This window comes from Ruegeria sp. HKCCD4315 (assembly GCF_013112245.1).
Lineage (GTDB): Bacteria > Pseudomonadota > Alphaproteobacteria > Rhodobacterales > Rhodobacteraceae > Ruegeria.
Genome location: NZ_WVRN01000002.1, coordinates 317,987 through 332,202 on the forward strand (window position 1 = coordinate 317,987; position 14,216 = coordinate 332,202).

11 protein-coding genes are annotated in these 14,216 nt (G+C 56.6%); 8 read left to right on the top strand and 3 right to left on the bottom strand.

Annotated elements, in window-relative coordinates:
- Positions 1–48: 48 nt before the first annotated feature.
- The 3 genes from GS646_RS19385 to GS646_RS19395 form a co-directional block, all read right to left on the bottom strand.
- Entirely contained in the window at positions 49–1,023 is a 975-nt protein-coding gene (locus GS646_RS19385; protein ID WP_171185589.1) for a TRAP transporter substrate-binding protein, read from the bottom strand.
- A gap of 24 nt (positions 1,024–1,047) precedes the next feature.
- Complete coding sequence (locus tag GS646_RS19390) at positions 1,048–1,590, bottom strand: 3-hydroxyanthranilate 3,4-dioxygenase (RefSeq protein ID WP_171185587.1); 543 nt, start codon at positions 1,588–1,590, stop codon at positions 1,048–1,050.
- A gap of 106 nt (positions 1,591–1,696) precedes the next feature.
- Positions 1,697–2,650 carry a dihydrodipicolinate synthase family protein gene (locus GS646_RS19395; RefSeq protein WP_171647270.1) on the bottom strand — a complete coding sequence of 318 codons (954 nt, stop codon included), beginning with the start codon at positions 2,648–2,650 and terminating at the stop codon, positions 1,697–1,699.
- A 147-nt stretch (positions 2,651–2,797) separates the two neighbouring features.
- Between GS646_RS19395 and GS646_RS19400 the strand changes: the two genes are divergently transcribed.
- The 8 genes from GS646_RS19400 (at position 2,798) to GS646_RS19435 (ending at position 14,116) form a co-directional block, all read left to right on the top strand.
- Positions 2,798–3,571 carry an aspartate dehydrogenase gene (locus tag GS646_RS19400; protein ID WP_171647268.1) on the top strand — a complete coding sequence of 258 codons (774 nt, stop codon included), beginning with the start codon at positions 2,798–2,800 and terminating at the stop codon, positions 3,569–3,571.
- A 2-nt stretch (positions 3,572–3,573) separates the two neighbouring features.
- Positions 3,574–4,539 (top strand): LysR substrate-binding domain-containing protein, encoded by a 966-nt coding sequence (locus GS646_RS19405; RefSeq protein ID WP_171647265.1) that lies wholly within the window; start codon positions 3,574–3,576, stop codon positions 4,537–4,539.
- Positions 4,540–4,620: 81 nt separating this feature from the next.
- A complete protein-coding gene (locus GS646_RS19410) occupies positions 4,621–6,051 on the top strand; it encodes an NAD-dependent succinate-semialdehyde dehydrogenase (RefSeq protein WP_171647263.1) in 1,431 nt (476 codons plus the stop codon).
- A gap of 117 nt (positions 6,052–6,168) precedes the next feature.
- Positions 6,169–8,406, top strand: coding sequence for a PAS domain S-box protein (locus GS646_RS19415; RefSeq protein WP_171185581.1), 2,238 nt, complete (start codon positions 6,169–6,171; stop codon positions 8,404–8,406).
- 136 nt (positions 8,407–8,542) lie between these two features.
- Positions 8,543–9,649, top strand: coding sequence for a cytochrome-c peroxidase (locus GS646_RS19420; RefSeq protein ID WP_253758583.1), 1,107 nt, complete (start codon positions 8,543–8,545; stop codon positions 9,647–9,649).
- Positions 9,650–9,660: 11 nt separating this feature from the next.
- A complete protein-coding gene (locus GS646_RS19425; protein ID WP_171647261.1) occupies positions 9,661–10,845 on the top strand; it encodes a cytochrome-c peroxidase in 1,185 nt (394 codons plus the stop codon).
- 5 nt (positions 10,846–10,850) lie between these two features.
- A complete protein-coding gene (locus GS646_RS19430) occupies positions 10,851–11,420 on the top strand; it encodes an arsenate reductase (azurin) small subunit (protein ID WP_170675639.1) in 570 nt (189 codons plus the stop codon).
- 14 nt (positions 11,421–11,434) lie between these two features.
- Positions 11,435–14,116 carry an arsenate reductase (azurin) large subunit gene (locus GS646_RS19435; RefSeq protein ID WP_171185577.1) on the top strand — a complete coding sequence of 894 codons (2,682 nt, stop codon included), beginning with the start codon at positions 11,435–11,437 and terminating at the stop codon, positions 14,114–14,116.
- Positions 14,117–14,216: the final 100 nt, after the last annotated feature.

The window sequence follows — 14,216 nt, forward strand, 5'->3', positions numbered from 1 at the left end:
AGAAAGGGCGCAGGTTCGACCTGCGCCCTTTTCGTCATGCCGTTTTCGTTATTTTGTTTCTGCCGCAGTCTGCCGCAAAGCGTCAAGGGAGGAGGTCTTCTCGGACCAGATCCCGTTCCACTCTTCAATCGCGTCGCCAAAGAACGCGGCGTCAACCTTCTTGTAGGCTTTGCCCGTGCCTTCGATCTGCTCCAGCCATTTAGAATCGTTTTCGACATAGGCGTCGATGGTGCTGTCGACATGTTTGGCCATCAGTTCAGAAATCATCGCTCGGTCTTCTTCGGACAAACCAGCCCAGACCTTGGCCGATACCAGACCAACCATCGGGAACATCATATGATCCGACTGCACGATGGTGTCAGCGTGTTCATAATACTTCAGAACCCAGATCAGCTCGGCATCCATGTCGATGGCGTCGACCTGGCCGTTGGCCAGTGCATCATAGACCGCTGGCAAGGGCATCGGCGTGGGCGCGGCACCTACCGCGTTGTAGAAGTCGAGGATCGGCGTGAATGGCGTGATCCGCAGCTTGAGGCCTGACAGATCTTCGGCGGATGAAACATCGCCGCGGCTGACGATCTGGCGCAGCCCGGCCATACCATATCCCAAGCCCACGACGCCAACTTGTCCTGGCAGCGGTTCCAGCATGGATTTAGCCGTGTCGGATCGCAGGATGCGACCCGCGTGACCAATGTCATCTGCCAGATAGGGAGCGTAAAAAGCCCCTAACTCGGGCGCGCGGTTAGAAACCTCGGCCACCGTCATGAAGGCCATGTCCAACGCACCGGTTTGCAATTGCTGCAACATTTCAGCTTCGTTCCCCAGCTGGCGCGCCGGGAAAACCGACACCGAATGCGCGCCGCCACTGGCCTCATTCAATTCAGCCCCAAACGCCTCAGCAGCTTTGGTCCAAATGTGCGGTGGAGGTGTGATCAGGCCCAACCGGAATTCTTCGGCCTGAGCGGCGACGGATGACATTGCCAGCACAGCCGCAGAGGCGGCAATTTTTGCGATATGTTTCATGACTTCCCCTGTTTTGATCTTATTTCACAATGTAACCCAGCCCTCGGGCGGTTCCTTGCCCGGATGCACCGCCTGACAGTTCGGGCAAGTACGATCTTCTTCCGAGGCATAGAACTTCTGATAAACCGGAGGCAGGTCATCAACGATGGACTTTAGCTGCATTTCTGCGCGATGCACCAGTGATCCGCATTCGAAGCAGTACCATTCTATTGCATCCAGCTCACCCGTCTGGCGTTTTGGTTCGATCACAAGCCCAATCGAGCCTTCCTGTGGGCGTTGCGGAGAATGGCGCACATGCGGTGGCAGCAGGAACACTTCACCTTCGCGGATCGGAACGTCATAGAATTCCTCGCCGTCAAAGATTTTCAGAACCATGTCGCCTTCCAGCTGATAGAAAAACTCTTCCACAGGATCGTCATGATAATCGGTCCGCTTGTTCGGCCCACCAACAACCGTGACCATCAGATCGGCATCTTCCCAGACCTGTCGGTTGCCTACAGGTGGCTTGAGCAGATGGCGGTGTTCGTCGATCCAGGCTTTGAAGTTGAATGCTTTCAGTTTTGACATGTCCCACTCCCTATCCCCGAAAGTTTGGCGCGTTTTTCCATAACAGCAAAGAAATTATCAGCATCTAGCTATCAGATTTCTTTATAAAGCTCAGCGCGTAACCGTTTTAGACGCGCAGGCCGCATTCGTCGAAGGCTTTGCGAATGATCGTCTTTTCAGCCTCGGTTAGTTCCAGCATAGGTGGACGCACATGGCCACCGACCTGACCCAGTAACTCCTGCCAAAACTTTCCAAATGCCGTGGGTTTACCTGCAGGTCGCGTGCGTTTCATGGCATCCCGAACCGGGTTCAGGCTGTCAAACACACGTCGCGCTTCATCCGCCTTTCCGGCAAAGGCCAGTTGCGTGTATTCGTTCATCCGCTGATCAACCTTGCTTTGCAACTGATAAGGCGGGGAGGAACAAAGATAGAGTTTCCAGTCGAGTTCCAGGATATTATCCAGCCATTCATGCTCGGCCGAGGTCGAGACATGGATCTTGTCGCCCACCATATGGGTCAGCTTCACATACATCTCGCGCGGGACCGAATATTTGATGGCCACAATGTTCGGCAGATCCGCTATGCGCGCGCATTCTTCGGGCTGCATCAGATAACCGCTGTCCGGATGGCTCCACATGGCGATGCCAATATCCAGTTCGTCACAAAAGCGTTTGTAATACTGATACAAAACCTCACCGCGATCCTGCACAAAGCTCAGAACCGGCGCGTGCAGCACGATGTAGTCGGCTCCGCAATTCTGCGCGTGATGCGCCAGCTCCAACGCCGTATTCATGTTCTGATCTGAGACCGAGACAATCACGCCGGCCTTGCCCGCGCATTCTTCGACGGCAATTTCGAAGTTCCGCTTGCGTTCCTCAAGACTCATCGAAAAGAACTCGCCCTGTTTTCCGGCAATGAACAGGCCCTGAATGTCCAGATCGTCGATCCAATGGCGAATGTTGGCGCGCAGTCCATCCTCGTCCAGCGTCAGGTCTTCGTTGAATGGATTCAACGCCGCGGCCCAGATCCCCGTCATGTTTTCGCGAGCGTAGGCTTTGGCGTCGTGTTTTGAGTATTTCATTTTTAGCGCAGTCCCAGTGGCTTTGAGCATATGAAAAGCACAACGCGACAGTCGATCCAGAGCAATTTCAGGGAAATGGCTATCGGAATTATTTATATCAAAAACTTACCAATTCAGATTTTTTCATTGCTGGTCTAGGGTTCAGGCATGAAAATTGCAGTCATCGGAACCGGCGCAATAGCGCAATATGTGCAGCACGCCTTGCCAGAACATGGGCACGAGTTGGCGGCCATTATGGTCAGGCCGCATCGTGTCGATTCAAAATCGCCCCTGTCCGTCGGCTCGGTTGAGGATCTGCCGGATGGTGTTGATATGGTTCTCGACTGCGCAGGGCACGAGGCTTTGGCCGGTTTGGGGCCAGACATTCTGGCGCGGGGCACCGATATAATCAGTGTCTCGGTCGGGGCGCTGGCGGATCAGCAGGTTGCCGACCGGTTGGACAGGGCCGCGCGACAAGGTGGGGGCCGCTTGCATTTGGCTAGTGGTGCCATTGGCGGGTTGGACTGCCTCAGCGCTGCTGCAGTTGGTCCGCTTAAGTCCGTTACCTATGTGGGGCGCAAACCACCTGCGGGGTGGAAAGGGTCGCTTGCTGAGCAATCCCTTGATTTAGGCAATATCAGCAAGGCCGAAACGCATTTTCAGGGTTCCGCCCGAGAAGCAGCGCTGGCCTATCCCAAGAATGCCAATGTCGCGGCTGCTGTTGCATTGGCGGGTGTTGGATTTGACAAAACACAAGTTCGGTTGATCGCCGATCCGACAATTCAGAAGAACATTCACGAGGTCGAGGCCGAAGGCGACTTTGGCACCTTTCAGTTTCGGATCAGTGGCACAGCTCTGCCCGACAATCCGCGAAGCTCGGCGCTTGCGGCGATGAGCGTGCTGTCCAAGCTGGATCAGCTTTGCAAACCGATTGTTCTCTAGCCATGGTTGGGCGTCATTCCCGCATCGTGGATCGTGCGTTGACCCGGCTGAAGCTGCGCCAACTGCGTCTGCTGGTCGCGGTGGGTGCGCATGGAAACATCCAGAATGCTGCGCGCGAGTTGGGGATCTCTCAACCCGCTGCCACCAAGATGATTCAGGATCTTGAGCTGGACTTCGAAGTTAAACTGTTCACGCGCACCAATCGTGGGGTGGTCCCAACTGTTTTCGGAGAGACCCTGATCCGTCATGGGAAGCTGATCTTTGCCCAGGTTTCGAACGCTGCGCAGGAACTTGATGACCTAAACGAAGGGAATTCGGGTCGCGTTGTGGTTGGCACGTTGCTTGCAGCGTCGACCAGTCTTTTGCCTGCGGCCATTGAACTGCTGCTGGAAGACCGCCCGAATGTGGCGGTCAAGATCAGCGAAGGCACCAACGAGGTCCTTATGCCCCGGCTGCTGTCGGGCGAGATCGACATGGTTGTGGGCCGTCTGCCCTCACATCGGCATCGCGACAAGATCCGGCAGGAAAAACTGTTTGAGGATCGAATATTGGCCATTGTTGGTCCGCAGCACCCGCTGGCCGCTTGGGACGACGTGACATTTGCCCAAACCAAACCATTCAGCTGGATACTTCCCCCGCAAGAGACCACGTTGCGGCGTCAGGTCGATCATTTCTTTGTTGGCCAGCAGCAATATGTGCCGCCAGTTTTGATCGAGTCGGTGTCATATCTGACGAACCGTGCGCTGTTGCAATCACGCGACTTGATCGGCCTTATGCCCGCAGAAGTCGTCGCTCAGGATGTCGAAAACGGGCACCTTGCCCAGCTGGCCTGGGCGGTTCCGTTCGGGCAGGGGCCGATTGGTGTGTCTTTCCGAGCAGACGATGATCTGTCGCCCGCCGGCCGGGCCTTTAAGACAGCATTGCACAGGGCGGCGCAGGGTAAACCGATCAGCTATTCGCCAAAGTGATACCCGTATTTGTTCAATTCACTTGATGTAATACGAGGCGTCGCGCGATTTGAAAACAAGGCAAGAAGAGGTGTCAGCTTCATGTATCCAGAGCTCAAACTGTACATAGATGGCGCGTGGCGAAAGACCGGGCGTGACATCCCGGTGATTAACCCGGCGACCGAAGAAGAGCTTGGACGGCTGCCCTGCGCGTCGGTCAAGGACCTGGACGATGCGCTGGAAGCTGCTGTCAAAGGCTTCCGCGTCTGGAGCCGCACGTCTCCTCGCGAACGCGCGGATACAATCCTGCGTGCTGCGGCCCTGATGCGCGAACGCATCGACGTGATTGCGCATTCAATGACCCTGGAGCATGGCAAACCCTTCAAGCAAGCCCGACTTGAAGTGATCCGAGGCGCTGAGTTCTTTGAATGGGACGCGGGCGAGGCCATGCGAACCTATGGGCGTATCATTCCGGCGGCTTGGGGTCACAAATTCGCCGTACATCACCAGCCAATTGGCGTTGTCGCCGCGTTTTCACCGTGGAATTTTCCCATGAGCCAACCGGCCCGGAAAATCGCCGGTGCATTGGCTTCGGGGTGTTCGGTGATTTTGAAAGCCGCAGAAGAAACCCCCGCAGGGGCCTTACATATCGCCAAGGCGTTTGAAGATGCCGGGTTACCGCCGGGTGTTCTGAATTTGGTATTTGGGGAACCGGCGGAAATTTCCGGGCATCTGATCCCTCAGGATCCGGTACGCCTTGTGGCTTTTACCGGATCTACAACCGTTGGGCGACACCTGACCGCTCTGGCAGCGCAAAGTGACACACGCGTTCTGATGGAGTTGGGCGGGCATGCACCGGTCATTGTGTGCGAAGACACCGACGTACAAGCTGCGGCCATCTCTGGCGCGGTGCGCAAGATGCGCAACGCGGGGCAGGTCTGTACCTCGCCCACTCGTTTCTTTGTGCATCAAAGCATTTTTGAGTCATATGCTCGTGATTTTGTGCAGCGGGCTGCTGACACCGTTGTTGGTAACGGTTTGGATGCTGAGGTCGAAATGGGCCCACTTGCCAACGACCGACGCGTGCGCGCGCTGAGTGAATTGGTCGAAGACGCGCGCGCCAAAGGCGCGATTGTCGCCACAGGAGGCGCGCCTTTGGGAAACCAAGGTTACTTCTTCCAACCTACGGTCTTGTTGAACGTTCCTGAGACTGCGCGGGTCATGCAGGAAGAACCATTTGGTCCGGTGGCCGTCATCAACCCTGTATCGTCGTTGGACGAAGCAATCGAACAGGCAAATTCTGTTCCCTATGGCCTGGCCGGATACGCCTTTACCAACAGGGCAGACTACATCGACCGACTTGTCGATGAGGTTGAGGTTGGCAACCTGTCGATCAACACTCTTGAAGCGTCGATGCCGGAAACACCCTTCGGAGGGGTCAAGTCCAGCGGGTCCGGTCGTGAGGGCGGAACCGAAGGGCTTGAGAATTACATGACGGTCAAAAACGTCTGGCACTCAGCCAAGATTGTCTGAGCAAATCCGCATATCCCAAAGAAGGCACGATTTGCCGCGCTTAAAGCGCTTCGCAAAAAGTGTGTCGTCCGGGTACCAAGGGTAAGTCCAAACGGCAAGGATCAGGTCGGAGGAACAATGGTGTTCACAAAGAGCCAACCCGCGACAACCAAAGGTGCCCCACCAGAAAAATCTTTGACCGCACCGCTTGGTGTGGCCATCGCGATGGGTGTCGCGCTAGCATTTATACTCTCGGTATTTTTGTACATGTCCCGAGAAACAACGGACCGTATCGGCGAGATGCGAAAGGTTTGGCAGGGTTATTCTGTCGAGACGACCCCGCGCGGATATTGGATTTCGGAAATCCGGGGATATTTTGGGTATGGCGGGCTGATCCACAACTTCAAGAACTACGTCTTGCGGCTTGACGCCGAATACAGTCCGATCTTGCAAACGCAGTCGCAGAACCTGCTTACAACGATTGAGACCTATCGAAATGCTGCCCCTTCGCAGATCGAACTGGATGCGTTGCAGCGGATTGAAAAGGTGGCGCGCGAGTATATCGGGAATATTCCCAAGATCGAAGCAGGCATAGCCGACGGCCTGCGTGCCGAAGAAATAGATGCTCTGGTGCGGGTCGATGACAGCGACGCACTAGAAGCGCTGTCCCAGCTCGAGGCGCTTTGGATCACCGAGCGGGATCAAAGCTTATCAGATATGGTTCAGGCGTTCTCGGAAGGGGAACAGCTGGTGCGGCGCTTTTCTGTCCTGCTGATTGGCTTGATTGTTGTTGTCGGCGTGATCGCGATCCTGACCACGTTGCTTATCGCCAACATCCTACGTACCAATCGTCGTCTGAAAGCCGAATTGGAGTTGCGTGAACAGGTGGAACTGGCCGAGCGCAAACTTGCAAGGGCAGTCGAGCAAAGCCCGGCCTCGATCATAATTACGGACACCGAACTGAAGATCGAATATGCCAATCGCAAGTTCTTTGATCTCAGCGGATACGAAGCCGACGAGATCTATGGGCGCACCCCCAAAATGCTGCAATCAGGACATTCAGGGCAGGGGGTTTACACCGACCTAAGGCAGAAACTGCAACGCGGGCAAAGCTGGTACGGCATATTTCGGAACCTCAGCAAAGACGGCAATCATTTCTGGGTGTCGACCGCAATTTTTCCTTTGGTCGATCAAAACGGCAAAGTTACCCACTACATTGGGATTGGCGAAGACATCACCGAAACCCGGCGCACGCATGAGCAATTTGCCCAAGTGCAGAAGATGGAAGCAGTGGGCATTCTGGCAGGCTCGGTTGCGCATGATTTCAACAACGTGTTGATGAGTATCACCGGGAATGCCGATTTGATCGAACTGGATGCGGAAGGGAATGACGACATCCAGACCTCGGTCAACCATATTCGAATCGCTGCGCGCCGCGCGCAAGCGTTGGTCCGCAAGATGTTGACCTTCGCCCGGCAAAGACCACGTAACCCGCGCCGTGGCGATATGGTCAAAGCCACCCAGGAAGCACTGGACCTTATTCGGGTGTCTGCACCACCCAGTGTCCAAACACGCTTTGATGTAGAGATCGAAACTGCTTTTTCCGATTTTGATGGCACCCTGTTCTTCCAGACTCTTTTGAACCTGTGCCACAATGCGTTTGAAGCTATCGGCGATCAGCCCGGCGAAGTTGTGTTGCGCATAGGCTTGGCCGAAAAGGATGCGCTGGATGACCTGCCAGACGGCGCGATCGGCGTGATCCGTCTGGATGTCAGTGACACCGGCCCGGGGATTGCCCAGGACCTGCAGGAGCAGGTATTCCAACCCTTCTTTTCCACGAAGCCTGTTGGCAAAGGCACCGGCTTGGGCCTGACCATCGTGCACAACACGGTTGAGGAATGCCATGGTCGTGTTGAACTTCATTCTGAGCCTGGCAAAGGCACTTGTTTCAGCCTGTACTATCCGTTGATGCCTGCGCTCAGCCTTGAAGATCAGGCCGAGGTCGAGGCCGTGGCCGGTGACGAACATGTCCTGTTGGTCGACGATGATGAGAACATCCTTTACGTGACCCGTCGATTGCTGACGAGATATGGCTATCGGGTCGAGGCGTATTCCGATCCGCTAAAAGCGCGTGATGCGTTTCGCGAGAACCCCGACGGCTATGACATCCTGATCAGCGACCTGATGATGCCTGGCCTTCGGGGTACAGATCTGATCGAATCCGTACGCGCAGTGCGGTCTGATTTGCCTGCGATTTTGATCAGCAGTTATTTCGACGATGCCGAGGTAACGGTTGCCGGAGCCTCGCCCATCATGGTTCAAAAACCACTGGAAGTTCAGTCGCTTGCCCGGATCATCCGATCTCAAATGACCTGAGCTTGTAACATAATTTAACATCTCTTCTCATAGTTTAACAAAGCTCAAATTCTCACGAAACAACTGCTCCTTAGTATTTGCTTAGCCGGTCCTTGGCCACGCCGAGAGATCGGAATAGCGAAAAAGGGGCTTTTAGATGATGACCAAAGCCAGAACATGGTTCTCGGCGCTATCGACAGTTTCGCTGCTGACGATGGGCGTCGCGTTCCCGGTTCACCAGGCCCAGGCGGATGAGCCGGGCCCGGTAGAAGCCATAGAGTTCGACCCAGCCAAGGCGGCCCTTGGCAAGCGACTGTTTTTTGATCCGCGACTGTCTGGCGACACCGAGCTGTCTTGTGCTAGCTGCCACCAGCCGGAAAACGGGTTCACCGACGGACAAGCGCTGTCAGACGCATATGCGGGCAGCCTGCATTTCCGCAACGTGCCGACGCTGATCAACAGCGCCAAGCGCGCAGCGTGGTTCCACGACGGTCGCATAGGCACCAACCTCAACGACGTGACCCGCGAAAGCATCACCGAGACATACTCGATGAATATGGACATGCGTCTCATGCAGGAACGCATCAAGCAGGACCCGGTCTACGTCGAGATGTTCGAAGCCGCCGGATTTGGCGAGCCTTCGAACGGCGGTGTTCGCAACGCGATCCCGGAATACCTGAAAACGCTGATTTCGCGCGGGGCACCTTTCGACTCGGGTGAGATGTCGGATGAGGCCAAAGCGGGGTACGAGTTGTTCAACGCAAGCGGCTGTAACTCGTGCCACTCGGGTGAGCGGTTCACCGATGACCTGCCGCACAATATCGGCGTTGGCGACAATCCTGACATCTGGGCAACTCCGGAACGTCACATCACTTTCGTGACCATGATGAAGTTCCTCGGCGTCGAGAACTACATGAATCTGCGCGACGATCCCGGCGCGTATATCCGCACCCACACCGCTGACACGTTCGGCACCTTCATGACCCCAACGCTGCGCGAGCTGACCTATACGGCACCGTATATGCATAACGGCTCAATCGCGACGCTTGAGGATGTGGTCGCCTTCTATAACGCCGGTGGCGGTGACGACGAAAACAAGGATCCGCGCATCAAACCGCTGAACCTGAACGAGACCGAGCAAGCACAGCTGGTGGCCTTCCTCGAGGCTTTGTCTGGCGAGCCACTGACTGGCCCCGAATTCGTCGCCGAAGAGATCGATACGGACTATGCGCCGATCGAAAACTGGCAAGACGCAACAAACTGAGGAGTGGACCCATGAAAGACCTTAAGTCTTACCTTTCAGGCACAATAGCCACCGCTGCCCTGTTTGCCGTCCTTGGGTCGCAGGCCATCGCGGAAACCAGTATGGAGATTGAGGCCGGTATCGGCGGGGCAGACCCCGACCCTGATGCGCCACTGGTAGCGCTGGGTGAACCACCCATCCCGCTGGACAACCCCCAGACCGACGCCAAGATCGAACTGGGCAAAATGCTGTTCTTCGACCCGCGTTTGGGCGGTAACCCGTCGACCCCGTGTTCGGCCTGTCACCTGCCCGAAGTGGGCTGGGACGTCGAGGCACCGATCTCGTTTGGCTATCCCGGCACAACCCACTGGCGCAACAGCCAGACCGTTGTGAACTCGGCTTACTATGGGAAACTGTTCTGGGCGGGTTCGTCCAAGAGCCTTGAGAGCCAAGCGAAATCCGCCGCAGGCGGTGCAGTCGCCGGCAATGGCGAGGCGGACATGATGGAGGCGCGTTTGGCCTTCGTTCCCGAATATGTCGAACGGTTCAACGATGTCTTCGGCGATCAATGGCCGCGTATCTCGAACGCATGGCGCGCCATCGCCGCGTTTGAGCGCACCATTGTTCAGACCGACACGCCCTTCGACAATTATCTGCGCGGGGATGATGCGGCACTGACGGACGAGCAAAAGCGCGGGTTGGAGTTGTTCACTGGCAAGGCGCAATGTTCCGAATGCCACAACGGTGCGCTGCTGTCGGATGAGAAATACTACAACACCGGCGTACCCGCCTATGACGGTTGGCAAGATGACGGCCTGGCCCAAGTCACCTTCCGGTATGAGCTGTATGCCAAAGGCTCGACCGAAGAGATGTATCGCCACACCAAGGACGACCCCGGCTTCTATTTCCGCACCAAGGAAAAGGCTGACAAGGGCAAGTTCCGCACGCCAAGCCTGCGCTACACCCTCTATACCGAACCTTACATGCACAATGGCATGTTAGAGACGCTTGAGGATGTGGTCGAATTCTACAACCAGGGCGGCGGCGAGAATGAGTTCTCGGCCAACAAAACCCAGCTGATCCAACCCCTTGGCCTGAATGATCAGGAAAAGGCGGATCTGGTGGCCTTCCTGAAATCCCTGTCCGGTGACGAGATCTTGGTCGAAGAACCTGATCTGCCGGATTACCAGCCGCTTCCAGCGGCAGCAGAGGAGTAAGCGTCATGACAGATCATAACGCAACCGGATGCAGCTGTTCGGGCGAGGCCAAAAAGGCCTGCACCGTGAACCGCCGCCAATTCCTGTTCGCCTCGGGGGCCACGACCTTTGCCGTGATGGTGGCCATGCCCACCCGTCACGGCCAGGCCGAACAGGTTCCCGCCCTTGTATCCACCTATCCGCGCAAGCTGATCGGCAAACTGTCCGAGCTGGAACAGGATGTTCCGGTCGAATTCTACTACCCGGATGAGGGCGATTATTCGGACTCGATCCTGGTCAAGACCGGCGTGGAAAGCGGCGGTGGCATCGGTCCGCAAAAGGACGTTGTGGCTTTCAACCTCACCTGCACCCACCAGGGCGGGTCGATGTACGACAGCTACAAACCGGAACATAAGGTGCTGGGCCCATGCCCGCTGCACCTGTCCACCTATGACGTGACACGGCACGGCATCCTCGTTTCGGGGCAAGCCTACCAGTCTTTGCCTCAGGTTCTTTTGGAACTGGACGGTGATGACATCTACGCCGTTGGCATGTTCGGCCTGATCTACGGCCGCTACGACAACCTGATTGCATAAGGGGAAACGGTATCATGGCAACCCCGTATTACGTACCCGAAACCAACGTTCCGCTGCCGCCCAAAGGTGCCGAGGTCATCTCGACCGCCTGCGATTACTGCATCGTGGCCTGTGGTTACAAAGTCTACCGCTGGCCCGTGACGGCCAAGCCCGGTGGCCCCACTGCGGACGAGAACGCATTTGGCGAAGATTTCCCGGTTGCACCCTTGGGTGCCTGGGTCGCGCCGAACCAGCACAATATCGTGCTGCACAAAGGTCAGCCGCACCACGTGGTGATCATTCCTGACAAGGACACGCAATACGTCAACACCGACGGCGACAGTTCCTTGCGGGGCGGGTGTATCGCGCAGAAATGCTATAACCCGCAGACACCGACGCGGGACCGTCTGAAGACCCCGCTGATGCGAATCTATGGCACATTGATGCCGGTTCCGTGGGATCTGGCGCTGGATGTGGCGGCTGAGGTGGGCAACCACGTCATCGCCAAACACGGCACCAACGCATATGGCGTGAAAACCTTCAGCTATCAGTATATCGAGAACACCTATGCGATCTCGAAATACGCGCTGCGCCATATCAACACCGCCAACTTCACTTTCCACGACACGCCGTCTGATGTGACCTCGACCCCCGGTTTCAGGGATGCGGGCTTTGACAACTTTGGCCCCTCCTATGAGGACTGGCGCGATGCGGAAACCCTGCTGGTCTGCGGCACTGATCCATATGAGACCAAGACTATCCTCTATACCCAGTGGATGATGAAGGGGATGCAGAACGGTCAGAAAGAGATCTATCTGATCCCGCGCAGCTCGGCTGGTGTGGCCCATGCGGTCAAGATGGGTGGTCTGCATATCGACGTTCTGCCCGGTACCGACTTGCTGGTCGTCAACGCCATTGCCCGTGTCATCGTGGAAAATGGCTGGGAAGACAGCGACTGGATCAAGAAATGGGTCAACAACAAATGGGAAAGCTCATCCGGCTTTGGTCAGGGCACCCGGAACACGCCATGGCAGTGGCGGACAACCTGGGGCAAGTTCCAGACCAAGGGCTTTGAAGACTGGAAAGAGTGGCTTCTGTCGCAGGACGAATTCGCGCCTGAGACCGCTGCGGCCATGGCCGAGATCGACGTGCAGAAGATTTACACGGCCGCCGAATGGCTTGCTAAACCCAAGGATGACGGTTCGCGCCCGAAAACATCGATCATGATCGAAAAAGGGTTCTATTGGTCCAACAATACCGGCAACACGCAGGCAATTTCTGCCCTGGGCATCATCTGTGGGTGTGGCGGACGTCCGGGTCAGGTCATTGGCCGGGCCGGTGGCCACCAGCGGGGCGGCGTGAAGGGCGGGAAATACCCGCGCAACAAATCGCCTGAGAAACTGCCGGGTCGTCGTCGCCGTGCCATGGATACTGACCGGTATCTGATCGCAGGCCATACCCGTATGGCCCACGTGATCGGCACCACCTGGATCCAATCCATGTGCGGTAGCCAGCAGCTGGCAGACAAGTTCGAAGAACTCACCGTTCGCAACCCGCACCAGATCGCCTCTTTCGACAAGCAAGAGATGATCGACACGTTGAAGGCCCGCGCCGACAGCGGTGGCATGGTGGTGATCAACCAGGACATCTATCTGCAGGACCCGATCGGCAACCGCTATGCCGACATCGTGTTCCCCGCAGCGACCTGGGGTGAAGAGGACTTCCTGCGTGCAAACGGCGAGCGCCGTCTGCGTCTGTATCAAAAGTTCTATGATGCGCCCGGTTCAGCGAAACCTGACTGGTGGATTGTTGGGCAACTGGCGCAGCGGATGGGCTTTGACGGGTTCGATTGGCAGAACTCGAACGAGGTCGCGGAAGAGGCCGTGCGCTTTACCCGTGGGTCGCGCAAGGACTTCCACGCTGTTTACCGTTTGGCCAAGAAAGAAGGCAAAGGCCTGCACCAGAAGGTCCGTGAGTTCGGCACCGATGGTGTACAATGCCCGGTCATGCTGGATGCCGATGGCGTCACGCTGATTGAAACCAAGCGCTTGCACGACACAACCCGCACGTTGCCCGATACCGGAGCGGCAGGTGCGGATGTGTTCAACAAAAAGCTGACGCATTTCAACAGCCAGACCGGCAAGTGCAACATCCAGAAATCGCCCTGGAACCTGTTCTCGGACTATTGGGAATGGCTCAGCCCGAACAAGGAAGAAGGCGAGCTTTGGGCCACCTCCGGTCGGATCAACGAGCGTTGGCAATCCGGTTTTGACGACCGCCGTCGCCCGTATATCGTGCAGCGCTGGCCGGAAAACTGGGTCGAAATCCATCCCGACGATGCGGCTGAGCGCGGCATCGAAAGCGGCGACTATGTGATGGTGTATTCGGAACGGGTTCCGGGCAATAAACACACGCTGCTGGGTGTGGAAGGCGATGACTTCCAGTTCTCGAAGCTGATGGAGAACGGGCATATCGAACTGACCAAAGCGGCGATCACCGCCGTGGCCATGGTCACGCCCGCCATCAAGAAAAGCGTGGTCTACATGGACTTCCTGCACATGCAGCAGCCCGCAAACGCGCTTGAGGGCCGGATCGTCGACTGGATCAGCGGCAACTACAACTACAAGATGGGTGTTGCCAAAGTCCGCAAACTGGGGCCCAGCCCCTACAAAACGTCGTTCCGCACGATGTCCTTTGCACCGCGTGACATCGCCTGATGACAGCATACCGGGGGGCGGACACCATGCCGCCCCTCTGGTTCGGTCCCACTGCAGAAGGGACCACCTGGAAGGCAGGTATCGGTTGGGAAACCTGCCT

Excerpts from the sequence above, each read along its gene's own strand:
- GS646_RS19385 (WP_171185589.1), bottom strand. The coding sequence starts at position 1,023 with ATGAAACATATCGCAAAAATTGCCGCCTCTGCGGCTGTGCTGGCAATG.
- GS646_RS19390 (WP_171185587.1), bottom strand. The coding sequence starts at position 1,590 with ATGTCAAAACTGAAAGCATTCAACTTCAAAGCCTGGATCGACGAACAC.
- GS646_RS19395 (WP_171647270.1), bottom strand. The coding sequence starts at position 2,650 with ATGAAATACTCAAAACACGACGCCAAAGCCTACGCTCGCGAAAACATG.
- GS646_RS19400 (WP_171647268.1), top strand. The coding sequence starts at position 2,798 with ATGAAAATTGCAGTCATCGGAACCGGCGCAATAGCGCAATATGTGCAG.
- GS646_RS19405 (WP_171647265.1), top strand. The coding sequence starts at position 3,574 with ATGGTTGGGCGTCATTCCCGCATCGTGGATCGTGCGTTGACCCGGCTG.
- GS646_RS19410 (WP_171647263.1), top strand. The coding sequence starts at position 4,621 with ATGTATCCAGAGCTCAAACTGTACATAGATGGCGCGTGGCGAAAGACC.
- GS646_RS19415 (WP_171185581.1), top strand. The coding sequence starts at position 6,169 with ATGGTGTTCACAAAGAGCCAACCCGCGACAACCAAAGGTGCCCCACCA.
- GS646_RS19420 (WP_253758583.1), top strand. The coding sequence starts at position 8,543 with ATGATGACCAAAGCCAGAACATGGTTCTCGGCGCTATCGACAGTTTCG.
- GS646_RS19425 (WP_171647261.1), top strand. The coding sequence starts at position 9,661 with ATGAAAGACCTTAAGTCTTACCTTTCAGGCACAATAGCCACCGCTGCC.
- GS646_RS19430 (WP_170675639.1), top strand. The coding sequence starts at position 10,851 with ATGACAGATCATAACGCAACCGGATGCAGCTGTTCGGGCGAGGCCAAA.
- GS646_RS19435 (WP_171185577.1), top strand. The coding sequence starts at position 11,435 with ATGGCAACCCCGTATTACGTACCCGAAACCAACGTTCCGCTGCCGCCC.